This window comes from Massilia antarctica (genome assembly GCF_015689335.1).
In the GTDB taxonomy this organism is placed as follows: Bacteria; Pseudomonadota; Gammaproteobacteria; order Burkholderiales; family Burkholderiaceae_D; genus Telluria_A; species Telluria_A antarctica.
Genome location: NZ_CP065053.1, coordinates 3,524,287 through 3,550,973, shown reverse-complemented (window position 1 = coordinate 3,550,973; position 26,687 = coordinate 3,524,287). Strand labels below are relative to the sequence as shown.

Genomic DNA, 26,687 nt, shown 5'->3' with positions numbered 1-26,687 from the left:
ATAAACCTCGGTTGTTCTCACATCGTCACATTATGACACTGCCCGGCGCGATTTCGCTACCGGGGCAAAGTTTGCGGCCGAAAAAAAGCCCGCACGGAGCGGGCTTTCGAGGTGGGCAGCTAGTACCCGTCCAACATCTTGTTTTTGTAAAATTTGCCAGAAAGCATATTACACATGCCAATCTGGAATCACTAAATTCCGATTAGAAATATAGCACATGACATTGGCATGACATGAACAAAATATCAGCGGGTGTGGCAAGAAAGAAACGACTCACCGTGCTCAGACATGCGCCAGCCAGGGATCGCTTTCCGGACGCGGAAACCGGGCCGTCATGAAGTCGACGAAACTGCGCACCTTGTACGACAGCAGGCGCCGGCTCGGATAGACCAGCGAGAGCGACATCTGGCCCAAGTGGTGGCCCTTGAGCAGCTGCACCAGGCGCCCGCTGCTGAAGTCATCGTCGAGCGAGACCGAGGAGCGCACCATGATGCCCATGCCGGCGATGGCCGCCTGGCGCAGCACCGAAATATTATTCGACACCATGCGCGCGGTGATCGGCACGTCGACCTGCTTGTTTTCCCACGTCACAGGCCAGCTATGGCGCAATTGCTCGAAGGCGAAATTGAGGCAATCGTGCGAGGACACGTCGACCGGCGTGAGCGGTTCGCCGCGCCGGGCGATGTAGTCGGGCGAGGCGCACAGCACCACATTCGAGGTGGCCAGGCGGCGCGCGATCAGGCTGGCATCGAATTTTTGCAAGCCCATGAAAATACCGACGTCGAAACCTTCCTCGACGATATCGACCGCATGGTCAGCCATGGTCACGTCGAGCACCACGTCGGGCACGGTCGCCGCGTACAGCGGCAGCAGCTTGGCGAGCTGGTACTGGCCGAAGCCGGGATGGCAGTAAATGCGCAAGGTGCCGCTGGCCTTGCGCGCCGAGGAAGACGCGATGGCGTCGGCATCGTCGATATCGGTCAGGATCTGGCGCACCCGCTCCAGGTATTGCTTGCCGGTTTCGGTGAGCGAAAGCTTGCGCGTGGTGCGGTTGAGCAAACGCGTGCCCAGATGGGCTTCGAGGTCGGCGATATTGCGCGTGACCACGGTGTTCGACATATCCATCGCCGTCGCCGCGCGGGCAAAGCTGCCCTGCTCGACGACCTTGGCAAACACCCGCATCGATTGAAGCCTGTCCATCGTCGATTATCCCTGTTAGCGCAACATTGCATTGCGATTATTCGCCTTTTTTGCGGATAGCGCAACGTATAGACTGCTTCACATGGACGAGCAAACGCAAACAGGCAACTCGTCGGCGCCGCAACCGAGCGACGTTCACCAATTACTGGAGAAACACCATGAAATCATTGTCTTTCATTGCTGCTGTTGCCGTGTTCCTTGCTGGTTCCGCTGTCGCCGCCGACGCAACTGTGGCCAGCGCCAGTGTCAGCGCAGCCGCGAGCAGCATCACCGCCACCCGCCTGAACGTGCCGGAACTCCACGCCCCATCGACCCGTACCCGCGCTGAAGTGCGCGCCGAGGCGCTGGAAGCGGCGAAAACCGCGCGTCCGACCTTGTCCAATCAGTTGGACATGTCCAAAAACTAAGCTTGATTATTGCGAATTCCGCAATTGTGCATTGCGCCATTCGGCCTTTTTCGAATTAATCAGACGTAATACACTGACCTTAATCAAAGAGCACCGCTCTTACCGCCGCAGACAATCGCGACGTTGACCTCATACTGGAGAAATATTATGAACGCATCGAAATTGTTTATCGCCGTAGCAGCCCTGGTCCTGACCGGTTCCGCCTTTGCCGCCGACACCCCTGCCGCCAGCACCGCCGTGTCTGCCGCCGCATCGAGCCTGAGCGTGCCAGCCGTGACCATCAGCCAGTCGACCACCCGCAGCCGCGCCGATGTCAGCGCCGAAGCCGTCGAATTCGTCAAGAACTACAAAACCGCATTCGCCATCCAGCTGGAACAGTACAAGAACTAATCGCGCCGGTCCGCCCCGGACCGTTCGCCCGCAGCACAGTTCAAACCGGAAAACCCGACATTTCCTCGGGTTTTCCGACCTCCTTGCTTCACCCCTCGTTCTGCCCCCGCCTCCCGACCGTTCACGCCGCCGATTCGACCATCTGTCGATTTTCGCTCGCGTACCAGCGCACCCCGCCGTATTGTTCATGCTCCGAACTCAACGCCGCCCAGCGGCAGACACGCCATGACGACCTACCTCAAGCAAGCCACCTTCGCCACCCTGCTCTGCGCCGCCGCAGCCAGCCATGCCCAGGCCACGTCCGACGTGCGCAAGGTCGCCCCCTTCCATGCGATCGAACTGTCCGGCCCCTATAAAGTGGTGATCACGGGCCAGGGCACGCAAGCGCTCGAACTGTCGGGCCAACGCAAGGAACTGGAGCGGATCGAAACCATCGTCCAGGGCGACACCCTGATCGTGCGCCCGCGTTCGCGCGGCGGCATCCACATCAGCTTCGGCGCCGACGAACGCACCACCATCACCATCGCCGCGCCGGGCCTGCGCAGCCTGGCCAATGCGGGCAGCGCCGACGTGTCCCTGAGCCAGGTCGACGCCGATCAGTTCGCGCTGAAGCTGAGCGGCTCGGGCGACGTGGAGGCCTACCAGCTTAAAACCGGCAAGCTGCAACTGACGATGAAAGGCTCCGGCGACGTCAAGCTGGCGGGCGCCGCGCGCACCTTGCAGGTCGACGCGCACGGCTCGGGCGACTTGGACGCCTGCGACCTGGCCGTCGAACGCAGCAGCGCCGTGCTGCGCGGCTCGGGCGAAGCCTGCGTTCCCGGCGGCGGCGGCCAGTTCTCGGGCGAGGTGCACGGCTCGGGCGAGCTGACGGTCAGGCAGCTGCGCGCCGACCAGGCGCGCCTGGTGGTCACCGGGTCGGGCGAAATCGGGATCGACGGCACGGTCGGCAGCTTGAGCGCGGACCTGAACGGCTCGGGCAGCGTCGAGGGCGAGAACCTGGTGGCGCAACAGGCCACGGTGACCGTGCGCGGCTCGGGCAGCGCCGAAGTGCGGGTCAAACCGACCGCCACCGCCGCCGCGCAACTGATGCACTATGACCGCAAGGGTGCCAGCACAACCCGCGACTGAACGCCGCCGGACTGGTTTTGCAGCGCAGTGGGCACCAATGGTGCCCACCTTGCGTTTACCTCCGCACGCTTGCGCGGCCATACCAAATTGGCACTAATCCACAACCGCATCAATACCATTCCACTTAATTTAAAATCCCTTGTAAAACAACGGCTTGCCACGATTTTCGACGTGCGTCCATTAATGCCAATTCGGTATTTTACAATACCACTTAAATACCTGTTGACAAGGTGGTTAGGCGATCATATAGTGCCCACACCTTCCCACTTCAGAACCCGGACAACAACACACATGATCGAATATCTCATCGGCGTCGATGGCGGTGGAACCGGCACCAGGGTACGCCTGGCGCGCGCCGACGGGAGCGGGTTGGCATCCGGCCAGGGCGGACCGTCCGGCCTGTCGCTCGGCATCGCACAGGCATGGAACTCGGTCGCCGAAGCGATCGCCTCGGCCTTCGGCGCCGCTGGCATTGCGCAGCCAGCCAACGCCGGCATCGCCATCGGCCTGGGCCTGGCCGGCGTGCACAATCCGCAGTGGGCCGAACAATTCGTCGCCGCCGATCCCGGTTTCGGCGCCATGCGCCTCGAGAACGACGGCTTTACCACCTTGATGGGCGCGCACGGCGGCAAGCCGGGCACCATCGTCGCCATCGGCACCGGCAGCGTGGGCCAGGCTTTGCTGGCCGACGGCAGCCAGCGCGAAGTGGGCGGCTGGGGCTTCCCGACCGGCGACGAAGCCGGCGGCGGCTGGATCGGCCTGCGCGCCATCGCCCATATTGAAAAAGTCATCGACGGCCGCGCGCCGCACAGCGCCTTCGCGCAAGCCGTGATCGACGCCTGCGGCGGCGAACGCAATGCGATCCAGGTCTGGATCGGCCGCGCCACCCAGACCGCCTTTGCCTCGCTCGCCCCGCTGGTGCTGGCCCATGCCGATTCCAACGACACCGCGCGCGCCATCCTGGCCGACGCCGGAAGCGAAGTGGCATTGATGGCGCACGCGCTCGACCCATCCGCCCGACTGCCGCTGGCCCTGTGCGGCGGCCTTGGCGTGCCGTTGCGCGCCTACCTGCCGCCAGACCTGCTGGCACGCAGCGTCGCTCCCCTGGGCGACTCCGCCAGCGGCGCGCTGCGCATGATCGAACTCCACGTGAGAGGACACTAACCATGCTTGCGCAGCTTAGCGATTTCAAGCCCGACGCCGACAGCGTCACCCCGCTCTACATGCAACTGGCGAACAAGCTATCGGCCGGCATCACCAGCGGCGACTGGCGTGCCAACGAAGCGCTGCCGTCCGAGCGCATGCTCTCCGACATGCTCGACATCTCGCGCGTCACCGCGCGCAAGGCCATCGACATGCTGTGCGATCGCGGCATGCTGACGCGCCGGCGCGGTTCCGGCACCTACATCACGCCGAAACTGGAACAGCCGCTCTCGCGCCTGACCAGCTTTTCGGAAGAACTGAGCCAGCGCGGCTTCACGGCCGGCTCGCGCTGGCTGGAACGCGAAATCGGCGTGGCGGCCCCGCTGGAACTGCTCTCGCTCGGCCTGTCGCCCAACATGCCGGTGGCGCGCCTGCGCCGCCTGCGCACCGCCGACGACGTGGTGATGGCGATCGAAACGACCACCATCCCGGCCATCCACATGCCTGACCCGCACGGCGTGACCGATTCGCTGTACGGCTATCTTGAGGCGCGCGGCGCCATTCCGATGCGCGCGCTGCAACACATCCGCGCCGTCAACGCCAACGCGGAGCAGGCACGCCTGGCCGGCCTGGCCCCGGGCGCGGCGATGCTGCACATTACCCGTGTGAGTTACCTGGACAGCGGCGCGGCGGTGGAACTGACCCACTCGTTCTGCCGCAGTGATTATTATGAATTCGTAGCGGAGTCGCGCCGATGAGCGATGCAATCAATGGCAATATCCTGACCACCAGCGGCTGGATCAATGGTGCGATCAGCTTCGGCGAGCGCGTGACCGGCATCAGTGGCGGCGCGGTCGACCCTTCCGTCAACGGCGACGACTACATCATCCCCGGCTTCATCGACCTGCATGTGCACGGCGGCGGCGGCAAGGACATCATGGAAGCCGGCGACGCGCCCCATGTGATCGCCGCCATGCATGCGAAGCACGGCACCACCTGCCTGCTGGCCACCACCATGACTGCGCCGCCGCACGAGATCACGCGCGCCCTCAAGGCCATCGGCGCGGCCTGTGGCGACCGGCGGCCGGGCGCCGCGCGCATCCTCGGCGTGCACCTGGAAGGACCGTACATCAACTCCGGCAAGCTGGGAGCGCAGCCGAACTACGCGCGCGCCGCCACCCTGGCCGAAGTACAGCAGCTGGGCACCTACGCGCCGATGCGCCTCATTACCGTGGCCCCGGAAATCGCCGGCCACCTGAATCTGGTGCGCGAACTGAGTAACGCCGGCATCCGCGTGCAGATCGGGCATACGCTCGGCTCTTACGAAGATGGCGTGGCGGCGCTGGAACACGGCGCGGCCGGTTTCACGCACCTGTTCAACGCAATGAGCGGCCTGCATCACCGCGAGCCGGGCATGGTCGGCGCGGCGCTGGCACATGCGCAGTACGCCGAACTGATTCCCGACCTGCTGCACGTGCACCCGGGCGCGATCAAGGTGGCGCTGCGTTCGATTCCGCATCTGTACTGCGTCACCGATTCCACCGCCGCCACCGGCATGCCCGACGGCGACTACAAGCTTGGCCGCCACAGCGTACAGAAATGCATGGGCGGCGTGCGCCTGCCCGACGGCACCCTGGCCGGCAGCACCCTGACCATGGACCAGGCGCTGCGCAACCTGGTGAGCCTGGGGCTGACCCTGGAAGATGCCTCGCACCGGGTCTCGACCTACGCCGCCGACTACCTCGGCGAAACCGAACGCGGACGCCTGGCGCCGGGCGCCTTTGCCGACATGGTGGTCCTGGACCGCGACCTGAAAATCAAAGCTGTCTATATCGAAGGAGAAAAGTGTGACCTCACTGATGCTTAAAGAAGCCCTGTCCGCCGCCGACTGCGTCGCCCTGCAACTGGAAAACGACGTCGAACGCTACGCGGAACTGGGCCGCAAGCTGAGGACCACCACCTTCAACACCGCGCTGACGGTGGCGCGCGGCAGTTCCGACCACGCCGCCAATTACTGCGCCTACCTGATCATGGCGCGCATGGGGCGCATCGTCGCATCCTTGCCGATGTCGCTGGTGACCTTGTACAAGTCGCCGCTGGTCACGCGCGACACGCTCACCATCGCCATTTCGCAATCGGGCCAGAGCCCGGACGTGGTCGAACCAATCCGCTATTTCCGCGACGGCGGCGCCACCACCATCGCGCTGGTCAACGATATCGACTCGCCCCTGGCCCACGCCGCCGAATGGGCAATGCCGCTGCGCGCAGGTAAGGAGCAGAGCGTGGCCGCCACCAAGAGCTTCATCACCAGCCTGGTGGCCGGTGCGCGCCTTGTGGCGCAGTGGCAGAACGACCCGGAACTGACCGAGGGCCTGGCCGCCCTGCCGGAGGCGCTGCGCAGCGCCGCCCAGGTGGACTGGTCGCCGGCACTGGAGGTGCTCACGCCGGCCCGCAACATCATGGTGGTCGGACGCGGCATCAGTTTTCCGATCGCGCTCGAAGCGGCGCTCAAGTTCAAGGAAACCTCGGCCCTGCAGGCGGAAGCGTTCAGCGGCGCCGAGATCAAGCACGGACCGATGGCCTTGATCGAGGACGGCTATCCGCTGCTGATTTTCGCCACGCGCGGGCCGACCCAGGCCGGCCTGATTGCACTGGCGGCCGAGATGCGCACCCGTGGCGCGCGCGTGCTGCTGGCCGCGCCAAGCGATGTGCCCGAACGCGACCTGACCCTGCCGACCGCCGCCACGCCGGATCTGGACCCGATCGTCGCCGTGCAAGCCTTTTATGTGATGGCGGCACACCTGTCGAAAGCGCGCGGCATGGACCCGGACCGCCCGCGCCATCTCAGCAAAGTCACCAAGACCAACTGACCCACGCCCGCCATCGATGAAGATCAAGACACTACTGACGGCATTGATGGCACTGGGCGTGGCGGCCAGCGCAGCAGCCGCCGAGACGAAAATCGAGTTCTGGACCTTCAGCATGAAGCCCAGGTTCACGCCCTTTTTTGAATCGGTGGCGCGCAAATACGAGGCGCAAAATCCCGGCGTGAAGATCGAATGGATCGATTTTCCGTGGGACGTCATCCAGACCAAGCTGGTCACGCGCATCGTGGCCGGCACGCCGCCGGCGCTGGTCAACCTGAACGTGCCCTGGGCCGACGAATTTGCGCGCGACGAACTGCTCACGCCAATCGACGCCCTGCTCGGGGCATCCAAAGCCAGCTACATCCCGAGCACCCTGGAAGACCTGCGCTTCAAGGGCAAGACTTACGGCTTCCCGATGTACAGCAACGTCGCCGTGATCGCCTACAACCGGACCATCTTCAAGGACGCGGGCTTGACAAGCGGCCCGCAAAGCTTCGACGAGCAGCTTGCATTCGCGCGCCAGATCGCCGCGCGCACCGGCAAGGCCGGCATCGCCCCGGCGCTGTCGAAAATCGACGGTCTGTTCATGTGGCAGGGCCTGGCCGTCATCAAGGATGGCAAGGCGGTGTTCAATTCGGCGCAGCACGTGGCGCTGGTGCAGAAACTCGCGGCCACCTACAAGGCCGGCGGCCTGCTCAAGGAAAGCCTGTTCGCCGAAGATAATTTCCCCGCCGTGGTCGACGCCTACAAGGGCGGCCGCCTCGGCATGCTGCTGGCGCCTCCGACGGCACTCAAACGCATCCAGAACGATGCGAAGGATATCTACGCCATCACCAACGTGGCGCCGGCGCCGCTCGGACCCACCGGCATCGCCGACGGCGGCTGGCTGATTCACTTTTCGATACCCAAGGGCGTGGACGCGAAGCTGCTTCCAGCGGTCGGGAAATTCGCGCTGTACCTGACCAGCGACGCCAACCAGCTGGCCTTTGCCAAACAGGCCAGCGTGTTCCCCACCACAGTCAGGGCGGCGGCCGATCCCTACTTCCTGGCGCTGCCGGCCAACGCCGGCGCAGCCGAAAAAGCCGTGGAAGCAGGCGCGCGCTCGATGGCGCATTCGCACACCTTGTACGTGGCCGGCATCGACGACTACGACGAACTCCGGCGTTCGCTGGTCAAGGCGGTCGAAGCTGGTGTCACCGGCAAGCAGGACGTCCAGCAGGCGCTCGACCAGGCCGTCGCCATCTGGAACAAGAAGCTGTCCAAACAGAGGCTGCACTGATGAGTACACGGCGCCACACCCTGCAGGCATGGATGTTCCTGGCACCGGCACTGGTGCTGCTGGCCGTGTTTTCGTTCTGGCCGGTAGCTTACGGCTCCTTCCTCGCGTTCACCGATTACAGCCTGATACGGCCAACGTCCTTCGTCGGCCTCGATAATTTTCGCTACATTTTCGATAACGAGATGTTCGTCACGGGCCTGAAAAATTCGCTGCTGTTCCTGGTGATGGTGCCGTTCGTGCAGATCGGCGCGATTGCGCTGGCGGTGCTGGTCAATAACCAGCTGCCCGGCATCCGCTGGTTCCGCGCCGCGTTCTACGTGCCGGTCGTGACGACGGTGTCGGTGGTCGGCATCATGTGGGGTTTCATGTTCCACGAACAGGGCACGCTCAACTACGTCTTCATGCAGCTGCGCCTGGCGAACGCGCCCATCGGCTGGCTGACCGACGACACCCTGGCACTGTTTGCGGTCATGTTCGTCACCCTGTGGCGCGGGCTGGGCTGGTACATGGTGATGTACCTGGCCGCGCTGCAGGCTATTCCCGCCGACATGCAGGAAGCGGCGATGCTCGATGGCGCCAACCGCTGGCAGCAGTTCTGGAAGATCACCGTGCCAATGCTGCGCCCCACCATCGCGGTATGCTCGATCCTGTCGGTGCTGGCCGCGCTCAAGGCCTATCAGGAAGTGGACGTGCTGACCCAGGGCGGGCCGATGAATTCGACCTTCACCGCCTTGTACTACGCCTACGACCAGGGCCTCAAGCACCTCAAGCTGCCGCGCGCGCTCGCCGCCAGCCTGGTGGTGTCAAGCATCTGCATCGGTATTGCGCTGGTGTGCCTGCGCTACCTCAAACCGAAACACCGCTGATGCGCGCGCGTCCGCTGGCCACGTTCGGCCATTACCTGATCCTGTGCGTGCTGGCCGTGGTGTGCGTGTTCCCGTTCTGGTGGACCCTGGTCACCGCGATTTCCACGGAAGGCAATGTGTTCGCCTTTCCGCCCACCTTCTGGCCGCGCGCGCCATCGCTGGAAAACTTCGCCGAGGTGTTCCGCGCGATTCCCATCATCGCGTTTTTCAAGAATTCGGTGCTGATCGCCGTGTGCACCGTGTTCTGGAAACTGGCACTGTGTTCGATGGCGGCCTATCCGCTGGCGCGCATGCGGTTCCGTGGCCGCAAACTGGTGTTCGGCGTGATCCTCGCCACCCTGGTGCTGCCGTCGGAAGTGAATTTTTTGGTGAATTTCATCACCGTCACCAAGCTGTCGCTGGTGGACACGTACACCGGCGTGATTTTGCCGAACGTGGTCACCGCAGTCGCCATCCTGCTGCTCAAGCAAGCGTTCGAGGAAGTGCCGCAAGACCTGATCGACGCCGCGCGCGTGGACGGCGCCTCGGAGTGGATCATCTTCAGCAAGATCATGCTGCCGCTGATCGCGCCGTGGCTGGCCACGGTCGGCATCCTGACCGCGGTCGAAGCCTGGAACGAGTACATCTGGCCATCCATCGTGATGAGCAAGCCGGATGAATTTCCGCTGTCGGTGGGCGTGCTGTATTTGCGCGGCACCTTCGGCAGCAGTACCCGCGTGATCGCCGCCGGCACCGTGCTGACGATCCTGCCCACCCTGGCCGCCTTCCTGTTCACGCAGCGCTTCTTCATGCGCGGCATGGACGGCGCAGTCAAGTAACGCTGTCAAGAAACCCCACCCAAGGATGTCGATGGAACTCACTAAAACAACTAAAAAAGAACGCAGCCCACTGGCCTGGGTACCGAGCTTGTACCTGGCGCAGGGCTTGCCCTTCTTCGCGGTCGCGATGGTGGCCGGCCAGATGTTCAAGAGCATGGGCGTGGCCAACGACGACATCTCCCACTGGACCGCCGCCATCATGTCGGCCTGGATTTTCAAGCCGCTGTGGAGTCCTTTCCTGGAACTGGCCAGCAGCAAAAAAATCATCGTGGTCAGTTTCCAGTTGATCGGGGGCGCCTGCCTTGGCCTGGTGGCGGTGGCGCTGCACATGCCGTTCTGGTTCGCCGCCTGCGTCGTCATGCTGACGCTGGTCGCCATTTCATCGGCCACCCACGATGTGGCCTGCGACGGCTTGTACATCTCCAGCCTGACGCAGAAGGAACAGGCGGCCTACGCCGGCTGGACCGGGACCTTCTTCAATGCCGGCCGCTTCATCTCGTCCGGCGGCTTGCTGCTGCTGGCCGGGTATTTTGAGAAGACCATGGGCGTCGTTTCGGCCTGGACCATCGTGTTCTGCATCCTGGCGGCGACGATGGCCATCCTGGGCCTGTACAACGGCTGGGCGCTGCCGCTGGCGAAAAACCCGGCCAGCGCCGACATCACGGCGCAGCAAATCGCGCGCACGCTCAAGGAAGTCATCATCGACTTTTTCAAAAAGCCCGGCATTTGGGTATCGGTCCTGTTCATCATCCTGTTCCGCGCCGGCGAAGCGCAGGTGCAGACGATTGGCCCGCTGTTCCTGCGCGAGGCGCGCAACCTGGGCGGGCTGGGCTTGAGCACAACCGAAGTGGGCGCCGTGTACGGCACTGCGGGCACCGTCGCCTTTGTCGTCGGCAGCATCGCGGGCGGCTACTTCACTTCGTGGCTCGGCCTCAAGCGCGCCATCCTGGTGCTGATCCTGGCGGTGAACCTGCCCAACCTGGTGTTCTACTTCCTGTCCACTACCCTGCCGACCGACCTGACCCTGATCGGCGCGGCGCTCAGCGTGGAGATGTTCGGCTACGGCTTCGGTTTCGTGGGCCTCATTCTGTACATGATGCAGGTGGTCGCGCCGGGCAAATACCAGACCGCGCACTATGCGTTCGCGACCGGGATCATGCAGCTGGGCTTCTCGCTGTTCAAATGGATCAGCGGCGATATCCAGATCGCGCTCGGCTACCACAACTTCTTCCTGTGGGTGCTGGCGGCCGCCGTGCCGGTGGCGATTCTGTCGCAGATCATTCCGATGAGCGCGAGCGAGCGCCAGCAGGCCGAACTTGCCGCCGCCAAGCTCTTGCCGGTCCGCTGAGATGGCCGCCGTCACCCTCAAGCAGGTCGTCAAGCGCTACGACGACAGGCAGACCATCATCCACGGCATCGACCTCGAGATCGCCGATGGCGAATTCGTGGTCTTCGTGGGGCCATCCGGCTGCGGCAAATCGACCTTGCTGCGCATGATCGCGGGACTCGAAGAAATCAGCGGCGGCGAATTGCATATCGGCGGCCTGCTGGCCAACGAGATCGCGCCGGCCAAGCGCGGGCTGGCCATGGTGTTCCAGTCGTACGCGCTGTATCCGCACATGACGGTGTTCGAGAACATGGCGTTCGCGCTCAAGCTGGCCGGCCACAAGGGCGAAGAACTCAAGGCGCAGGTCGGGCGCGCCGCCGACATTTTGCAGATCACCCATCTGCTGCAGCGCCGGCCCAAGGAGCTGTCGGGCGGCCAGCGCCAGCGCGTGGCGATCGGGCGCGCCATCGTGCGCAAACCCGAGGTATTCCTGTTCGACGAACCGCTCTCGAACCTCGACGCCAGCCTGCGCGTGCAGATGCGGGTGGAACTGAGCCGCCTGCACAAGGAACTCAAGACCACCATGATCTACGTGACCCACGACCAGGTCGAGGCGATGACCCTGGGCCAGCGCATCGTCGTCATCAACGGCGGACGCATCGAGCAGGTGGGCACGCCGTACGAGCTGTATAACAATCCGGGTAATCTGTTCGTGGCGGGTTTTCTGGGCGCGCCGAAGATGAACTTCGTCCCGGCCGAGGTGACCCATATCGGCGCCATCGGCGTGCGCGTGCGCCTGGCCGACGGCAGCTTGATCGATGCCGACGCCGATGGCAGCGGCACGATGGCCGAACAGAAGGTCACGCTCGGCATCCGCGCCGAACACATGGCGGTGCTGGCGGCGGGGTCGCAGCAAGCCAATACGATCGCCGCCGTGGTCGGCCATGTGGAATACCTGGGCGACCAGACCATCGTCTACGCAAGCATGGCGGGCGATGCGTCCCTGATCGCGCTGCGCCAGCCGCAGGGCAGTGCCATGCTGCGCGCGGGCGAGCGTATCGCGGTGCATTTGCCGCCCGCGCACTGCCATCTGTTCGACGACCGGGGACGCGCGTTTTTGCGCGCCTGAGCCGGTCCGCACGGAAATCAGGATGCAAAAATGAAGTTTATGTGACAATATGCGCTTCGTCCGAAATTCGCACCAACCGGACGACGCCCATGTAGGCTACGTGTCCACGGTTCGGCGGGCTGATGCGTTATAGCGTCAGGCTGTCTTTATGTCTTTGATTGAAGGATTTTCCATGTCCCAGTTTCGTCTCGCTCGTATCAGCCTGATCTTGGCCGCCATCGGCCTGAACGCCGCACCCGCCCTGATGACCAGCGCCAGCGCGCAATCCGCCCCTGCCACGCCTGCGACCAGCGCCGCTCCGACCAAACCTGAAACCGTTCGTCCGGAGCTGTACAAGCTGCTCGACCCGGCCGCCGTCAAGGTCTTGATCGACGGCAAGAAATTCGCTGAAGTCCAGGAGCGACTGACTGCCGCCGAAGCCTACGCCAACCGCACCCCGTACGAAAACTACGTCATCGAGCGCATGAAATTCTCGCTCGGTTCGGCCAGCGGCAACGAAGCGATGACAGCGAGCTCGCTCGAAGCGATCATCAATTCGCCAAGCACCCCGGCGCTCGACAAGCCGGAATTCATCCTGGCGATGGGCAATCTGCAAATCAACGCCAAGAACTATCCGAAGGCGATCGAATGGATGAAGCGCTACATCGCCGAGGGTGGCGCGCCGGCGCGCGTGCGCCCTTCGATGGCCCGTGCCTACTACCTGAATAACGACCTGGCCACGGCCAAGACCGAAGCGCTGGCCGTGCTGGCCGAAAACGAGAAGACCGGCACCGCCTCGACCGAGGGCGACCTGCGCCTGGTGGTCGCCATCACCGGCAAGCAAAAAGACTGGCCGGCTTACACGGCCGCGCTGGAGAAGCTCGTTGCCGCCTACCCGAGCGACGATCTGTGGGCCGACCTGCTGCACCGCATGTATGGCAAGACCAGCTTCAATTCGCGCCTGCTGCTGGACGCCTACCGCTTGGAATCGACCGTGCTGAAACAGCTGGAAGCCGAAACCTACGTCAACATGGCCGAAGAAGCGGTACGCTCCGGCTTCCCGGTCGAAGCGAAGAAGGCGGTTGACGCCGGTTTCGCCGCCAACGTGCTGGGTAGCGGCGCGGACGCCGCCAAGCACAAGTCGCTGCGCGACCGGGTCAGCAAGGGTGCGGCCGACGACGCCAAGAACATCGCCAGCGGCGAAGCCAGCGCTGCCAAGATGAAAGACGGCACCGGGCTGGTGAACCTGGGTTATGCCTATGTGACCATGGACGAGTTCGACAAGGGTATCGAGCGCATCGAACAAGGCATCGCCAAGGGCGGCCTGAAGCGTCCGGAAGAAGCCAAGCTCAAGCTGGGCATGGCGTACGCCAAGGCTGGCCGCAAGGATGATGCGATCAAGACCTTCGACACCATCAAGGGTCACGACGGCATCGGCGACCTGGCGCGTTACTGGGTGATGTGGCTCAAGCGTCCGGCAACGGCCGCGGCGCCAGCAGCCAAGTAATTCACGGCATCGCCGTCTGATCGGGCGGGTTCCGGCGCAAGCCGGGCCCGCCCGTTTTCGTTATCGCGGTCATTGATTGACCGGATTCAAACCGGATGAATGAGGGTTGAACTAATCGCATGATGCCGGACTCTAAAATTGGTATCAGTAGCGGCTATCGAGGACTTTGAAGCACCTTACTCACCCGTCGACAGAAAAGTGCTACCCTAGTAACACCCGCTTTATGGAGTTTCTTGATCATGTCCACCACATCACTAAAACTGTCCGCTGAGCTTAAGGAGCGAGCGGTTGCGGCAGCCGAGGAATTGGGCATCAGCACGCATGCGTTCATGGTCGGGGCAATCAGCCAAGCGACGGATGCGGCTGAGCAGCGCGCGGAGTTTGTTGCGCAGGCGCAAACTGCCCTCGTCGAGATGCAGGAAAGCGGATTGGGTTATGACGCTGACGATGTGCGCACCTATTTGCGGGAGCGTCTTACCAATAGTGACGCAGCCAGGCCGGAGGCCAAGCCGTGGCGAAAATAAGTTACTCGAACCGGGCGATTGCTGACCTGGAACACATCAGTAACTTCCTTGTCACGAGCAAGCTGAACGTGTCCGAGACACTTAACTTGATCGATGAAGCCATCAACATCCTTGCTCGTCATCCGCTCGTTGGGAGGCCGGCCGAAACGGGGTTGCATGAGCTGGTAATTTCGAAAGGGAAAAGTGGCTACATCGCGTTATACAACTACGATGTCAAGGGGGACGTCGTTTTAGTACTGTCCATCAGGCACCAACGGGAAGCCGGCTTCCGGCTATAGCGAATCCCTCCACCCGCAGCACTTCTCTTTTTTCGACTGAACCGAAGAAGCCCTGCCATCGTAGCCCCAGTATTGCCGATGCGAGGCGGGCTGCGCCCCATCTGCGCGGACATTTAAAATGGCATTTTGGCCTTCATGGCTGGATCATCGATATCAGGGAAACCGAATTCCCAACCGGCTTTCTTGGTGCCGGGCACCCAGGTTTTCAACGCGCGCAAATTGGCTTTGACCTGGCTCTTGGCATAGGCCATCCCTTTCGGGTCGCCGCTGCTGTCATGAGCACGCGCAACCATGTCGCCCTTAAAACCCATGGCCCTGAGCAGCTCGGCCGCATATTGAGCATGACCAATTTGAGGTGGTTGGTAGTGGCCGGATTCATTATCGACCGAGGTGACATGGCTGGTTTCATCGACAGTGAAAGCGCCCGCGGCAAAAACCTTTTGCTTGCCTGACAATTGAGAATGAGTACGGTATTGGTCGAAGTGATCCTTGTCCATCGCCTTCATGGGCAAATAGCGGAATTCATTTTGCACGGTAACGACATAAATATAGCGCCCCGGCGCCAGCGGTGTGCCCCCGGCATCGTTGATCTCTCCCTCGGGACCAGGTGCGCCGGGCTGCCATTGCTGATAGCTGTCGGGCTCGCGCCGGCGTCCCGCAACCTCGTCCGTGAGGGCGGCATCCCAGTGCACGTCAAGCGGCTGAATGTTTTGTTGTATGCGTAGTGTGTTCAGTTCCCCGCGCTGAGCTAACGTCAGTCCAGGTGTCGTTTGCGGGGCCACGCTCGCGGTATTCGCAGTCGCGCGGCGCAAACCACCGCCCACGGCCGCGCCGAGCAGTCCCAAGCCACCTGCCGCCACCGCCATGCCTGCACCCGCGCCCACGCCCAGGGCCGTGGCGGCAAGCGCGCCGGCGCCGAGGCCCAAGCCGACCGCCGCTGCTCCCAGGCCGCCAAGCACGCCCCACCCGGTAATCATTTGCAGCGGCGCCGAGTGCGGGGCGCTACCGCGCATCGGCGCAAGCCGCGCGCGCTGGCCGTCCATGCGGACCTGCTGCCCCACCAGAGCGCCCGGTTGGCGCTGCACAGTCGGCAGCGCAACGGAGGCGGCCATGGCTCCCATGACATCCGCTTCCCGTTCCAGGCTAAGGTCGTCATTGACAGACGCTCCCATCAGTTGGAAGCTGGGCCTGACCCGCCCCTGTTTTTGTTGGACCACATGCCAGGCCTCGTGCGGCAGATGCCGTTCCTGGCCAGTAGCGAGATGGATGTCGCTGCCCTGCGCGTAGGCCAGGGCATGCAACTGTGCGGGGCGATTCGAGTTGTAGTGCACGCGCACATCATCCATCGGCTGGCCTGACAGGTGCTCTATTCCGGACTGCAATTGCGCGGGCAAGCCGCCGTCGCTCTTGCGCTGTGCGACTGGCGCGCCCATGCGTGCCATTTGCGCATGCTGTTCCTGCATACGGGAGCTGTCGGCGATGCATGCTTGAAGGCGGCGCTGCGCTACGGCGACGGCACGATTGTCCACGATGTTGACCGAACCGCCGCCTCCACGGCCATGGAGGGCCGCGGCCGAGTTGCCAGCATGGCCGTGCTGCGCTGTTTGCCTTATCAAGCTCTTCATCAACAATTCCTTGTCAAGATAGTGGAAGAAGCATCGTGGCTCGAAATGATTGCTTAGTTTATACCGTTCTCTACGTCATGCGATGTGTGCTGAAATATTTTCCCACAAGCTGACACTGGCAAGTCGTGCCTTCGCTGAACGAATCAAGAAAGTCAGATGCTCGGATGAAGCGCGGTAAAAATTAAGCACAACGGCCTCTCATACAAAAAAAACGGGACGCCCAAGCGTCCCGTTTTTTTGGGCGGGACCGGAGTCCCTCCATCTCAGCCTCAGTATTTGCCGTGCAGCGCCAGATAAATCTGGCGGCCATTCTTGTACAGCGAACCCGGCACATCCATCGCACCGGCGGTGTGGATCACCGAACGCACCATCGGATTGTTCAAGTCCTTGCCGTCCAGGGTGACGCTGAAGTTCTCATTGATCTGATACGCCAGCGATGCCGACAGCGAACCGACCGCCGCCTGGTACGAGGCCGAATTGCGGCTGGTGCCATTCAAGAAGCCCGAGCGCCAGCTGTAGGTCAGACGCGCGCTCAACTTGTCCTGCTCATAGAACGCGCCGACGTTGTAGGCGTTCTTCGAGGTACCGATCAGGGTGCAGTCGGCATAGGTCAGCTTGCCGCAGACCGAACCCGGCGCCTTGCCGGTTTCCTTGCCCAGGGTGTAGGTGTAATTGGCATTCACGCCAAAACCCGCCGGCAGCGCCTGCTGGTACGAAAACTCCATGCCCTTCACTTCCGCCGTGGTGTTGAGCGGGGTGTCGATCTGGTACACGGTATTCTTCTTCTGCAACTGGTTGTAGAAGGTCGCGCTGCCGGAACCGTAGGTCACATAACCGTCCAGCGCCGAATAGAACGCGCCCGCCGCCAGCAGCGACTTCTCGGCGAAATACCATTCCACGCCCAGGTCGAAGTTATTCGCGCGGATCGGACGCAGGTTCGGGTTGCCGGCGCTGCCGGTGCCCTGCACGTCGCGCAGGTCGGTGCCGGCCATCTGGCCCAGCTCCGGACGCGCCATCGTGCGGCTGGTCGAGAACCGCGCCACCAGGTTCTTCGACAGGTCCATGCGGAAGTTCGCGCTTGGCAGGAAGTCGAGATAGGTGTTGGTGTACAGGCGCGGCTCGAAGTTGCCGGACGGCGCGATCTCGTTGCGCTCGACTTCTTCCTTGGTGTGCACCACGCGCACACCGACATTGCCCGAGAAGCCTTCGGCGCCGAAGTTCGCCATCACGTAGGCCGAACGGGTCGGCTCCTTGATCTTGAATTCGTTTTGCTTGAGGTGGCCTTCGTACTTGGCGTAGGTGCTCAGCCAGCTGTTGACGGCCTCGCGCGAGAACGTCCAGTAGCCGGCGCCGTTGGCGTCGAGGTCGTTGAACTCGGTCGGGAAGGAAGTCAACCCGCCCATCGGCAGGTTGCCGACCACGGCCAAGCCAGGCAAGGCGTTGATGCCGATGGCGGTCAGGTCGCGCTTGTGCTCGGCGCCGCGCACGCCGAACTGGATCGACTGCACGCTGGCCAGATCAAGCTTCAAGGTGCCGTCGATCTGGCCGTAGGTTTCCTTGTCGATCGCGGTGACGTGCGAGCCGTAGGTGTACGGAATGTTGCCGCCGCCGTCAGGACCGCCGCCGATCGAGAACTTGTCGGCGCCCGGGGTCACGTAGGTGACTGCCTTGTCGACGCCATGGATGGTGTAGCTGCCGCCGGTGTAAGGCATCCACACGCCGAGCGCGCCGCTGACGGTATTGCCCAGACCCTTGGTGGTGCCGACCTTGCTGGACAGTGTCAGCTTGTCGCTGACTCGCCATTTGCCGTCCAGGTTGACGAACTGCGACTGGCTTTCGGCCACGGGACGGCTGAATTCTTCCTGCACCGCGCTCGACATGCTCGAACAGGTGGCGCAGTTGGCCGGCACGGTGCCGGTCAGCTGGGTCAGCACGCCGTTGTTGACCGTGCCGCTCACGTTACCAGCCGGGAAATCCTTGGTCGCCCAGTTCGGCGCCAGGAAGCGGCCCAAGGATTGCATGAAGTTGTGGTTGATGTTCGGTGCGTCGAGATGCGAACGGAAGGCGGTCAGGTCGAGCGTGACGTCGCTGATCGGCTTGAACTGGATATCGATCAGGCCGCCCTTGCGGGTGCGTTCCTGCTCGAACCAGGCGGTGCCGCCCAGGTAGTTGGCCTTGGCGCCCTTGACCGGATCGGTCTGGATGGCGCTCGCTGCGCCAGGGAGGGCCTTGTCGACAGGCGAACCGGCTTCGACCGGATCGTACCAGATCCCGTTTTCCTGGCCAACGCGGCTCAGGGTGCGCTTTTCATGGAAACCCTGGACCAGCACGGCCAAGTTGCCCGCTTCGTTCTTCCAGTTCACCATGCCGTTAAACTGGGGATCGTTCTTGCCGGAGTTTTGCGAATTCACGGCGCCCAGGCTGATCTGTGCACTGACGCCCTTCTTGAAGTCCAGCGGTTTGCGCGTTTCGATGTCCACCACACCGACAGCGCCGCCTTCGAGCAGGTTGGCCTGCGCGCCCTTGTGCACCGTCACTCGGCCGATCAGTTCGGACGGGAACAGGGAAAAGCTCACGCTGCGTCCGCCGCCGATGATGTTGTCGGCGAACCAGTCGCCGCTCGATACGGTGTGGCTGTTCAGGGTGGTCAGGGTCAGGCCGAACGGGGTGCCGCGCAGGGCCACCCGGTCGTTCTCGCCGAAGCTGCCTTCGGAACCGCCGGCGGCGGCCACGCTCACGCCGGGCAGGCGCTGCAGGGAATCGGCGACGTTCTTGTCGGGCATCTTGCCCACGTCTTCAGCAGTAATGACTTCGACCAGGCTGTCGGAATTGCGTTTCTGGTTCAGCGACTGCTGCATGGCCGCACGGATACCAGTGACCACCACCACTTCACCCTTGACGTCCGGGTCCAGGCTTGGTGCCTTGGCGGGACCCTGGGCCTGAGCCTGGGCCGACATCGCGATGCTCAACACCAGAATAGCTGCGGCCGACGCTACCGGCGTCAGGCTGGTCGATACAGGACGCTCTGCGTTCTTATTCACTACTGACTGATTGCGCTTCATTACTTCCCCCTTGATGTTGGCTCCGTGAGTAAGCCAGTTCATTTTTAACAACGACTTTTTATGTGCTACGGGTACCACCACGTCTAAAACCAATCTAACGCCAATATACTCCTCTTTAATACCAGAACACTACCAGTTAAGTGATTTTTTTCATATGTTGTTTCGATAACACACGGGTGGACTGGGTTTTTGGGCAAGTGGTCTGGTCATTCGGGGCGAATTTTGCGTAGTTGCAAGAGGGAGGACTCTGGCAGCGGTCTTTTTTTGGTATTATCGTTATATGCAAATGCGACAACTGCATGATGTGGCGAATTTGCGCCAGGCGACAGGAAAAGTGGTCCCACCCTCACGAACGAAAGCAGATTGGTATGACTTCCCTTGTCGACATCATGCAAGCCTTGGCCCAGACCAGCTCGCAGCCGCTGTACCAGCAATTGCAGCGCGCCCTGCGCGAAGCGATCGACCAGCGCATCTTCGGCCCGGACGAGGCCCTGCCGGCGGAACGGCAACTGGCGCTGGACCTGTCGATCTCGCGCATCACGGTGCGCAAGGCCATCGACGGCCTGGTGAGCGAGGGCTTGCTGGTCAAGCGGCCGGGCTCGGGCAACTTCATCAACACGCGGATCGAGAAGAATTTCGCCAAGCTGACCTCGTTCTCGGAGGATATGCGGGCACGCGGGCGCACGCCGCGTAGCGTGTGGCTGAAACGCTCGGAAGGGACGGTGACGCCGGAAGAAGCCTTGCGCCTGCGGCTCTCGCCCGGGGCGCCGGTGTACCGCTTCAACCGGATCCGCTATGCGGACGAATTGCCGATGTGCCTGGAGTACGCGACCATCGTGGCGTCCTGCCTGCCATCGCTCGACGTGGTGGGGGTGTCGATGTACGAGGCGCTGGAAGCGGCCGGCAACCGGCCCACGCGCGCGCTGCAACGCTTATCGGCGCTGCTGCTCAATGCGGAGCAGGCCAAGCTGCTGCAATCGAAGGAAGGCGATGCGGGATTGTGCGTGGAACGGCTGGCGTTCCTGAGGGATGGACGGGCGGTGGAGTTTTGCCGGTCCTACTTCAGGGGCGATATGTACGATTTCGTGGCGGAGTTGAGTACGGCGTAGACGCTCGTGGTCAAGGAAGGCGAGCGCTCGCAAGACGGTGCGAGCCCCATCGCGGCTGCGGGATGCAACGCGCTCTTAAAAACTACTCGGCCAGATGAAACTCCAGTTTCCAGCCACCTTGTGCCGATGTTTTGCGCACCGTCAGCCGGATGATCCTGAAGAGCGGCTTGTTGCGCTCACGGTTAATCTGATTGTAGTCATCGACAATGGCTCTGGTCGTTTTACCGTTGGGCGTTGCGTGAAGAATCGTGTTGAAGTTCTCACTTCCCACAATTTCATTGTAAGTATTCACGTCCTCGCCATACATCTTAATGAGCGCCTCCTTGGACTCAGGGTTATCTATCGTGTCGCGTACGATGCGAGATGGTGGCCGGTCCGGAATGTCACCGGCGTCTGATTGCATAGCCTGTCGCCACTGCGAGAAGAACACATCGCTGGCATTAAAGGACTTCCCGTGAATGTTTCGAGCCAGATAATTTTCTTGCATCAAAGCTTCTTCGGGACTGTATGTGTTACAGAAATGTGTAGCCATAGGTCCGCGCTCATCTTTAGCGCGGTCTTCGAACCAGGTTTTGCCGCCACGAGTGCCATGGTCACGGCGGATCACGTCGGTACTCAATAGCGTCTCATATGCCTCGATCCGTACTTTGATCTGCGCAGCAGTGGCACCAGTGGACGACGGGGGAAGAAATGCGGATCGGCTGCTTGCTGAGCAGGCGCTCGACGCGCTCCCGGTGGAACTCGATCCGTTGCTGGTGCTGCATCCTGCCGCGAGGCGCCCCGGTGCGCTGGCTACCCGTCGAAGCACTGGATGCGCCTTGCTCGTGGCGGCATGGGCGCGATGCTGAAGAGAATGCGCCTGCGGGCTACTGACAGGCGCGGATGTCGGTGATGGCGGCGGACACATAAGCAACTCCTTGGGTGACGACGATTCGATCGATAGCCATGCAGAACACCAAACCGGATAATGCGCGGTCAATTGCTTGCTGACGGCGAGGTTCGCAGTGGACTTTATGTCTCAGGTGTCGATCGTGCCGCCTCGATAGGCTGCGTTCAGCGTAGCACCCGACCATCGCGCCATCAAAAACAATTAGGAATAATTAGCGCCGCACCTGCAAGGCCAAGCTCGCACTGTCGAGACGATGGGGATGGAATGGCGTGGGGCACGCCTGTGTTCCGCAGAATAGACCGCCGCGGAGATTTGCCGGTCGAACTTGGGGATATAGAGGATTTTGTGGCGGAGTTGCGTACGGCGGAGTCGTCGTTCGAGCGCCTTGGCGAGGAAAGTCGTTTCTGCCAGCGGCAGAAACGACAGTGACTCCTTAAATCGCGGTCAACCCGCCATCGACCGCCAACTGGTGCCCGGTCACGAACGAACTGTGCTCGGAACACAGCCACATGGCCGCCTGGGCAATCTCCGCCGGCTCGGCGAACCGGCCCATCGGATGCACATTGCGCAGCTTTTTCTCGCGCAGCGGTTCGCGTTCCAGCGCACGGCCCATCATCGGCGTATTGACCACGCCCGGACACACACTATTAATACGAATCCCTTCGCGCGCATACTCGGCCGCCGCGGTCTTGGTCATGCCCACCACCGCGTGCTTGCTGGCCGCGTAAATCGGCTGCGTCGGCGCGCCCACCAAGCCGGCCACCGATGCCGTGTTGACGATCGTGCCGCCGCCCTGCTTGAGCATCTGGCGGATCTCGTACTTCATGCACAGCCAGGTACCCTTGACGTTGACGTTCATGATGCGGTCGAACAGCGCTTCCTCGGCGTCCGCCAGCGGCAGGTGCTCTTCCTCGATGCCGGCATTGTTGAACGCGCAATCGAGCCGCCCGTAATACGCCACCGTCTTGTCGATCAGCGCTTCGACTTCCGTCGCGCGCGTGACATTACACTGCACGAACAGCGCCTTGCCGCCGTTTTCGACGATCATCGCCGCCGTCGCATGGCCGCCATCGACCGAGGTATCGGCCACCACCACGCACGCACCGGCGCGTCCGAACGCCACCGCGGCAGCGCGGCCGATGCCGCCCGCCGCGCCCGTCACGAGAACAACCTTGCCCTCGAACGACGACTCCTTCTGCTTCTCCCTGGCCATGATCCAACATCTCCGTATATTCTACAGAGGAAGCAAATACTTCCTCGAGGCAACAGAATACCGTAAACGTTGCTATCCCGCCAGCAAGTATGGCGACTTTTACCGCTTGAGCTTGGCTTTCTCTTGATCTCCCGCTATGACGACGCTGAGCTTGGCCGGATCGATCGCCCTGCGGAAGGCGGCATTTAGTTGCTCCAACGACACAGCGGCCAGTTTTTGCTCGAAGCGCTCGCTCCATTCGAAGGTCTTGCCCAGGTACAGCAGCGAGGTCCAGCCGCTGGCCAGGATGTTGTCTTCCGCGCGGTTTTGCGCGCGCTGCTGCAACAGGCCCGATTTGGCCGCCGCCAGCTCACCCGGGGTAAAACCCTTGATGACGGCGCGCGTGAGTTCCTCGCGCATGGCGGCATCGAGCCGGGCCAGGTTCTGCGGGGCGGCGATGGCGCTCATGGTCAGGCTGCCGGCGCGGTCAAGGTCCCCTGCCCCCAGTTGCGAGCCGCCGCCGTAGGACAGGCCATCCTTCTGGCGGATGCGGTTCATCAGGCGCGATTCCAGGCCGCCCTCGCCGAAAATATAATTGGCCAGCATCAGCGCCGGATAATCCGCATCGTCGACTTGCAGGTCGAGGTTCATGCGCGCCATGACGACGCCGTTTTCCTTGTCGGCCAGGTTGACGGTCTTGTTCATCGGCGCGATCGCCGCATGCGTGCGCAGCACCGGCGCATAACTGGCGCGGCTCTGCCACTTGCCGAACAACTCGTCGATGAGCGGGGCCACGGGCGCGGCGTCGAAGTCGCCGACAATCGCCAGTTCGCCGTGCGAGGCGCCGTAGAAGTCGCGGTAGTAAGCCTTCACATCGTCCAGGCGCACCGCCTTGACGTCGGCGATCTGCTCGTCGAGGGTGCGGCTGGCGCGGATGTCGCCCTTCGGATAATGGTCGAAATGCTCGCTCAGCACGCGCCCGGCCACCGATTGCGGCTCGCTGCGGCCCGACTCCAGGCTGACCAGCATTTGCTGGCGCAGCTGCTCGAATTCGGCTTCCGGAAAAGTCGGCTCCTTGAGCACGTGCGCCATCAGGCGCAGCGCCTCGGCCAGGTTGGAACGGGTGGTTTCGAACTCCATCAGGCCACCGCTGATCTTGAGTTGGTCGAAGGCGTCCGAGAGCTGCTCGCGCGTATATTTGGTGGTGCCGCGCGTGAGCATGGCGCCCGTCATCGCCGGCAGCATGCCTTTGCCGAACAGGCTTTTCTCGTCGCCCCAATGCAGGTTCAGGTCCACGAACACGGCTTCGCCGCGGTTCTTCTTGGGCAGCAGCGCAAGCTTGATGCCGCCCGCGCTGGCCAGGGTGCTGCGTTTCATGATGTTGGCCTGGCTCGGCTCGAAGTCTTCCGACTTCTGGCTGGCGGCCTTGGGCTTGAAGTCCTTCATCACGGAGGCCAGGGTCGGCGCCGGCGGGATCTCGGCGCGGCGCGGGGCGTCGTCCGGCAGGAAGTGGCCGGTCACGCGGTTGTCGCGGCGCAGGTAGCGCCCCGCCGCTTGCGCCACTTCGGCCGCGCTGAGGGTGGCGATGCGTTCGCGCCCGACAAAGAACAGGCGCCAGTCGCCGAGCGCGATCACTTCGGACAGGGCTACGCCGACCTGCTGCGGATCGTTCAGGCTTTTCTCGATGCTGTTCATGTAGTTGCGGCGCACCCTCTCGATCTCGGCCTCGGTCGGCGGCGTTTTTGCGAAGTCCTCGACGGCGGCGGTGAGTGCGTCGCGCACCGGTTCGATCGGATCGCCCTTTTTCACCGTGGCGCCGAAATACAGCATGCCGGGCGCGTAGCCGGTTTCGGCGTAGGCGAAGACGTCGCTGGCCTTGCCGCTTTCGACCAGCAGCTTGTGCAGGCGCCCGGTGGTGGCCGCGCCCAGCACTTCGGAGGCGAAGCTGAGGGCATCGCTGTCGTCGTGCAGGGCGGCCGGCACCTTGTAGCCGACCGCGATGAGCTGCACGTCACCCTGGCGGCGCACGGTGAAGCTGCGCTCGCCGTCCTGGGTCGGCTCCACCGTCCAGAACTGCGGCAAGGCGCGCTTCGGCTTGGGGATGGCGCCGAAACGCTGCGCGATCCAGCCAAGGGTGCGGGCCGGGTCGAATTTGCCGGCCACCAGCAGCACCGCGTTATCGGGCTGGTACCAGGTGCGGTAGAACGCTTGCAGGTTCTCGATTTTGACGTTCTCGATATCGCTGCGGTTGCCGATGGTTGAACGGCCGTAGCTGTGCCAGTCGTAGCCCAGGCTCTGCATGCGCTTCATCAGCACTTCGCCGGGCGAATTCTCGCCGCTTTCGTACTCGTTGCGCACCACCGTCATTTCGGAGTCGAGATCCTTCTTGGCGATGTAGGAATGGACCATGCGGTCCGCTTCCATCTGCAGCGCCCATTGCAGGTTGTCGTCGCCGGCCTGGAACACTTCGTAGTAGTTGGTGCGGTCGAGCGCCGTGGTGCCGTTGAACTGCATGCCGCGCTGCGAGAATTGCTGCGCGATGTTGCGGTTGTTGGGCGCACCCTTGAACATCAGGTGTTCGAGCAGGTGGGCCATGCCGGTCTCGCCATAGTTCTCGTGGCGCGAGCCGACCAGGTAGGTGACGTTGACGGTGACGGTGGGCTTGGACGAGTCGGGAAACAGCAGCACCTTCAGGCCGTTGGGCAAACGGTATTCGGTAATGCCTTCGACGGAAGGTCCCTGCACGACGCCTTTGGGCAGCGGCAGGGCGAGCGCGGCGCCCGTGACAAGGTAAGCGGCGGCGCAGATCCAGCGAATTTGATTCATGAGGTCTTCTGGTAGGTGGACACGGTTTGCCGTGCCCACGCGGACCCCGGCGCGGGCCATCATACCAGAGCGCGGCATCGCCCCGGCGGGCTACTGGCGCGCGCGTTTCTCGTGCGATTGCTGATGCGAGCTGATGCGTGAGAGTTCGCCCATTTCCTCGGCCAGGAATTCGAGCAGGTCGTCGACGCTGACGATGCCGGCCAGGCCGCCCGCGTTATTGACCACCGGCACGCGCCGGATGCCGCGAGAACGCATGCGTTCGATCGTTTCGTAGAGGTCGTCGTCTTCCGGCGCGGTCAACAGGTCGGCGCTCATGATGTCGCCGACCAGCAGACTGGACGGGTCGAGTCCGAGCGCGATGACGGAGACCACGATATCGCGGTCGGTGATGATGCCGACCGGAATGCGTTCGCTTTCCGCTTGTTCGACGACGACGAGGTCGCCAACGTGATGCTTTCGCATCAGCAAGGCGGCAGCCTGGACGGATTCGTCGGCCTTGCAGTAGATTGTTTGGACAGTACAGATTTCGCCTATGCGCATTGTTTCCTCCTGAGCGGCTCAGCGCTGTTCGATATGCGCGCGCGCAGGATTGCACGCGACAGGCTTAAACTTACGCGGGCTTTCTGATGTCGGTTTGATCCCGCTCAAAGCGGCGGTAACGCTACATTAAATTTTAGGGTCGCCGGGCAGGGGCAGGAAGCAGGCGTTAACGATTTGCAAATCGTTATCCTTGGCGAAATTGAGGACGAAATGGTAGGCCAGCGGTTCGAGTTTCTGGAGGTCGTTGTTGACCACCACGGCCTTGACCCCGTCGAGCATGGTCGGGCGCACATAGGGCGAGAACTGCAGGTGCGCGTTGCGTCCGCCCGAGCCTTCGGGACGGAAACAGGACATGACGCCGCACAGCCGCTCAGCCCAGTCGCTGGGACGGAACTGCCTGCCATCGCTGGTAGTGCCAAGAATGAAAAACTCGTCGGCGAGTTTTTTCTTGCTTTCGGATAACTCGGCCATAGGGCGGGTCGTGGGAACAAGAAGATGCGTGGAGACGAAGGCGCAAGCGCCGGGCCAGTGAATCAGGTGCTGCGGTGGAACATGAGTATTATATCTTATAGAAGAGTTGAACTTGCAGAATGATGCGATGT

The 26,687-nt window shown here is 62.6% G+C and carries 24 protein-coding genes; 16 read left to right on the top strand and 8 right to left on the bottom strand.

The window, feature by feature from the left end; genetic code table 11:
* Positions 1-282: 282 nt before the first annotated feature.
* Complete coding sequence (locus tag IV454_RS15990; protein WP_206092231.1) at positions 283-1,200, bottom strand: LysR family transcriptional regulator; 918 nt, start codon at positions 1,198-1,200, stop codon at positions 283-285.
* A gap of 158 nt (positions 1,201-1,358) precedes the next feature.
* On the opposite strand from IV454_RS15990, the gene IV454_RS15985 reads away from it, so the two are divergent.
* The 15 genes from IV454_RS15985 (at position 1,359) to IV454_RS15915 (ending at position 14,842) form a co-directional block, all read left to right on the top strand.
* Complete coding sequence (locus IV454_RS15985; RefSeq protein WP_206092230.1) at positions 1,359-1,607, top strand: hypothetical protein; 249 nt, start codon at positions 1,359-1,361, stop codon at positions 1,605-1,607.
* A 147-nt stretch (positions 1,608-1,754) separates the two neighbouring features.
* Positions 1,755-1,997, top strand: a complete 243-nt coding sequence (locus tag IV454_RS15980) for a hypothetical protein (RefSeq protein ID WP_206092229.1) — start codon at positions 1,755-1,757, stop codon at positions 1,995-1,997.
* 225 nt (positions 1,998-2,222) lie between these two features.
* Positions 2,223-3,125, top strand: a complete 903-nt coding sequence (locus IV454_RS15975; protein WP_206092228.1) for a head GIN domain-containing protein — start codon at positions 2,223-2,225, stop codon at positions 3,123-3,125.
* A gap of 291 nt (positions 3,126-3,416) precedes the next feature.
* Positions 3,417-4,289 (top strand): glucosamine kinase nucleotide-binding domain-containing protein, encoded by an 873-nt coding sequence (locus tag IV454_RS15970; RefSeq protein ID WP_206092227.1) that lies wholly within the window; start codon positions 3,417-3,419, stop codon positions 4,287-4,289.
* Between the two features lie 2 nt (positions 4,290-4,291).
* Positions 4,292-5,026, top strand: coding sequence for a GntR family transcriptional regulator (locus IV454_RS15965; protein WP_054266873.1), 735 nt, complete (start codon positions 4,292-4,294; stop codon positions 5,024-5,026).
* Positions 5,023-6,135 carry an N-acetylglucosamine-6-phosphate deacetylase gene (gene nagA / locus IV454_RS15960; protein ID WP_054266872.1) on the top strand — a complete coding sequence of 371 codons (1,113 nt, stop codon included), beginning with the start codon at positions 5,023-5,025 and terminating at the stop codon, positions 6,133-6,135. Before IV454_RS15965 ends, nagA begins: the two co-directional genes overlap by 4 nt.
* The gene (locus tag IV454_RS15955; RefSeq protein ID WP_206092703.1) at positions 6,128-7,138 is read left to right on the top strand and encodes an SIS domain-containing protein; all 1,011 of its coding nucleotides are present in this window, start codon (positions 6,128-6,130) and stop codon (positions 7,136-7,138) included. The genes nagA and IV454_RS15955 overlap by 8 nt, the downstream gene beginning before the upstream one ends.
* 16 nt (positions 7,139-7,154) lie before the next feature.
* Positions 7,155-8,414 carry an ABC transporter substrate-binding protein gene (locus tag IV454_RS15950; protein WP_206092226.1) on the top strand — a complete coding sequence of 420 codons (1,260 nt, stop codon included), beginning with the start codon at positions 7,155-7,157 and terminating at the stop codon, positions 8,412-8,414.
* Positions 8,414-9,280 (top strand): carbohydrate ABC transporter permease, encoded by an 867-nt coding sequence (locus tag IV454_RS15945; protein ID WP_206092225.1) that lies wholly within the window; start codon positions 8,414-8,416, stop codon positions 9,278-9,280. Before IV454_RS15950 ends, IV454_RS15945 begins: the two co-directional genes overlap by 1 nt.
* Positions 9,280-10,098 (top strand): carbohydrate ABC transporter permease, encoded by an 819-nt coding sequence (locus IV454_RS15940; RefSeq protein WP_206092224.1) that lies wholly within the window; start codon positions 9,280-9,282, stop codon positions 10,096-10,098. The genes IV454_RS15945 and IV454_RS15940 overlap by 1 nt, the downstream gene beginning before the upstream one ends.
* Positions 10,099-10,129: 31 nt before the next feature.
* A complete protein-coding gene (locus tag IV454_RS15935) occupies positions 10,130-11,446 on the top strand; it encodes an MFS transporter (RefSeq protein ID WP_206092223.1) in 1,317 nt (438 codons plus the stop codon).
* Position 11,447: 1 nt separating this feature from the next.
* Positions 11,448-12,554: an ABC transporter ATP-binding protein gene (locus IV454_RS15930; protein ID WP_206092222.1), complete on the top strand. Its 1,107-nt coding sequence runs from the start codon at positions 11,448-11,450 to the stop codon at positions 12,552-12,554.
* Between the two features lie 172 nt (positions 12,555-12,726).
* Positions 12,727-14,040 carry a tetratricopeptide repeat protein gene (locus tag IV454_RS15925; RefSeq protein ID WP_206092221.1) on the top strand — a complete coding sequence of 438 codons (1,314 nt, stop codon included), beginning with the start codon at positions 12,727-12,729 and terminating at the stop codon, positions 14,038-14,040.
* A 239-nt stretch (positions 14,041-14,279) separates the two neighbouring features.
* Positions 14,280-14,564, top strand: coding sequence for a hypothetical protein (locus tag IV454_RS15920; RefSeq protein WP_206092220.1), 285 nt, complete (start codon positions 14,280-14,282; stop codon positions 14,562-14,564).
* Positions 14,552-14,842: a type II toxin-antitoxin system RelE/ParE family toxin gene (locus tag IV454_RS15915; RefSeq protein ID WP_206092219.1), complete on the top strand. Its 291-nt coding sequence runs from the start codon at positions 14,552-14,554 to the stop codon at positions 14,840-14,842. Before IV454_RS15920 ends, IV454_RS15915 begins: the two co-directional genes overlap by 13 nt.
* 113 nt (positions 14,843-14,955) lie before the next feature.
* Here IV454_RS15915 and IV454_RS32840 read toward each other — a convergent pair whose 3' ends face one another.
* Entirely contained in the window at positions 14,956-16,467 is a 1,512-nt protein-coding gene (locus tag IV454_RS32840) for an eCIS core domain-containing protein (RefSeq protein ID WP_229522273.1), read from the bottom strand.
* A 269-nt stretch (positions 16,468-16,736) separates the two neighbouring features.
* Positions 16,737-19,508 carry a TonB-dependent receptor gene (locus tag IV454_RS15905; RefSeq protein ID WP_206092218.1) on the bottom strand — a complete coding sequence of 924 codons (2,772 nt, stop codon included), beginning with the start codon at positions 19,506-19,508 and terminating at the stop codon, positions 16,737-16,739.
* Positions 19,509-19,897: 389 nt separating this feature from the next.
* Here IV454_RS15905 and IV454_RS15900 point away from each other — a divergent pair, with 389 nt between their 5' ends.
* The gene (locus IV454_RS15900) at positions 19,898-20,638 is read left to right on the top strand and encodes a GntR family transcriptional regulator (RefSeq protein WP_054266863.1); all 741 of its coding nucleotides are present in this window, start codon (positions 19,898-19,900) and stop codon (positions 20,636-20,638) included.
* 82 nt (positions 20,639-20,720) lie between these two features.
* On the opposite strand, the gene IV454_RS15895 is transcribed toward IV454_RS15900, so the two are convergent.
* The 5 genes from IV454_RS15895 to IV454_RS15875 all read right to left on the bottom strand — a co-directional run bounded on the left by IV454_RS15895 (position 20,721) and on the right by IV454_RS15875 (position 26,556).
* Entirely contained in the window at positions 20,721-21,257 is a 537-nt protein-coding gene (locus IV454_RS15895; protein WP_206092217.1) for a hypothetical protein, read from the bottom strand.
* 703 nt (positions 21,258-21,960) lie between these two features.
* Positions 21,961-22,740, bottom strand: a complete 780-nt coding sequence (locus IV454_RS15890; protein WP_206092216.1) for an SDR family oxidoreductase — start codon at positions 22,738-22,740, stop codon at positions 21,961-21,963.
* Between the two features lie 99 nt (positions 22,741-22,839).
* On the bottom strand, positions 22,840-25,545 hold the full coding sequence (locus IV454_RS15885; protein WP_206092215.1) for a M16 family metallopeptidase: 2,706 nt from the start codon (positions 25,543-25,545) through the stop codon (positions 22,840-22,842).
* A 90-nt stretch (positions 25,546-25,635) separates the two neighbouring features.
* Positions 25,636-26,085, bottom strand: a complete 450-nt coding sequence (locus tag IV454_RS15880; protein ID WP_206092214.1) for a CBS domain-containing protein — start codon at positions 26,083-26,085, stop codon at positions 25,636-25,638.
* Between the two features lie 126 nt (positions 26,086-26,211).
* Positions 26,212-26,556 (bottom strand): DUF3579 domain-containing protein, encoded by a 345-nt coding sequence (locus tag IV454_RS15875; RefSeq protein ID WP_206092213.1) that lies wholly within the window; start codon positions 26,554-26,556, stop codon positions 26,212-26,214.
* Between the last annotated feature and the right edge of the window lie 131 nt (positions 26,557-26,687).

Excerpts from the sequence above, each read along its gene's own strand:
- IV454_RS15990 (WP_206092231.1), bottom strand. The coding sequence starts at position 1,200 with ATGGACAGGCTTCAATCGATGCGGGTGTTTGCCAAGGTCGTCGAGCAG.
- IV454_RS15985 (WP_206092230.1), top strand. The coding sequence starts at position 1,359 with ATGAAATCATTGTCTTTCATTGCTGCTGTTGCCGTGTTCCTTGCTGGT.
- IV454_RS15980 (WP_206092229.1), top strand. The coding sequence starts at position 1,755 with ATGAACGCATCGAAATTGTTTATCGCCGTAGCAGCCCTGGTCCTGACC.
- IV454_RS15975 (WP_206092228.1), top strand. The coding sequence starts at position 2,223 with ATGACGACCTACCTCAAGCAAGCCACCTTCGCCACCCTGCTCTGCGCC.
- IV454_RS15970 (WP_206092227.1), top strand. The coding sequence starts at position 3,417 with ATGATCGAATATCTCATCGGCGTCGATGGCGGTGGAACCGGCACCAGG.
- IV454_RS15965 (WP_054266873.1), top strand. The coding sequence starts at position 4,292 with ATGCTTGCGCAGCTTAGCGATTTCAAGCCCGACGCCGACAGCGTCACC.
- nagA (WP_054266872.1), top strand. The coding sequence starts at position 5,023 with ATGAGCGATGCAATCAATGGCAATATCCTGACCACCAGCGGCTGGATC.
- IV454_RS15955 (WP_206092703.1), top strand. The coding sequence starts at position 6,128 with ATGCTTAAAGAAGCCCTGTCCGCCGCCGACTGCGTCGCCCTGCAACTG.
- IV454_RS15950 (WP_206092226.1), top strand. The coding sequence starts at position 7,155 with ATGAAGATCAAGACACTACTGACGGCATTGATGGCACTGGGCGTGGCG.
- IV454_RS15945 (WP_206092225.1), top strand. The coding sequence starts at position 8,414 with ATGAGTACACGGCGCCACACCCTGCAGGCATGGATGTTCCTGGCACCG.
- IV454_RS15940 (WP_206092224.1), top strand. The coding sequence starts at position 9,280 with ATGCGCGCGCGTCCGCTGGCCACGTTCGGCCATTACCTGATCCTGTGC.
- IV454_RS15935 (WP_206092223.1), top strand. The coding sequence starts at position 10,130 with ATGGAACTCACTAAAACAACTAAAAAAGAACGCAGCCCACTGGCCTGG.
- IV454_RS15930 (WP_206092222.1), top strand. The coding sequence starts at position 11,448 with ATGGCCGCCGTCACCCTCAAGCAGGTCGTCAAGCGCTACGACGACAGG.
- IV454_RS15925 (WP_206092221.1), top strand. The coding sequence starts at position 12,727 with ATGTCCCAGTTTCGTCTCGCTCGTATCAGCCTGATCTTGGCCGCCATC.
- IV454_RS15920 (WP_206092220.1), top strand. The coding sequence starts at position 14,280 with ATGTCCACCACATCACTAAAACTGTCCGCTGAGCTTAAGGAGCGAGCG.
- IV454_RS32840 (WP_229522273.1), bottom strand. The coding sequence starts at position 16,467 with ATGAAGAGCTTGATAAGGCAAACAGCGCAGCACGGCCATGCTGGCAAC.
- IV454_RS15900 (WP_054266863.1), top strand. The coding sequence starts at position 19,898 with ATGACTTCCCTTGTCGACATCATGCAAGCCTTGGCCCAGACCAGCTCG.
- IV454_RS15890 (WP_206092216.1), bottom strand. The coding sequence starts at position 22,740 with ATGGCCAGGGAGAAGCAGAAGGAGTCGTCGTTCGAGGGCAAGGTTGTT.
- IV454_RS15885 (WP_206092215.1), bottom strand. The coding sequence starts at position 25,545 with ATGAATCAAATTCGCTGGATCTGCGCCGCCGCTTACCTTGTCACGGGC.
- IV454_RS15880 (WP_206092214.1), bottom strand. The coding sequence starts at position 26,085 with ATGCGCATAGGCGAAATCTGTACTGTCCAAACAATCTACTGCAAGGCC.
- IV454_RS15875 (WP_206092213.1), bottom strand. The coding sequence starts at position 26,556 with ATGGCCGAGTTATCCGAAAGCAAGAAAAAACTCGCCGACGAGTTTTTC.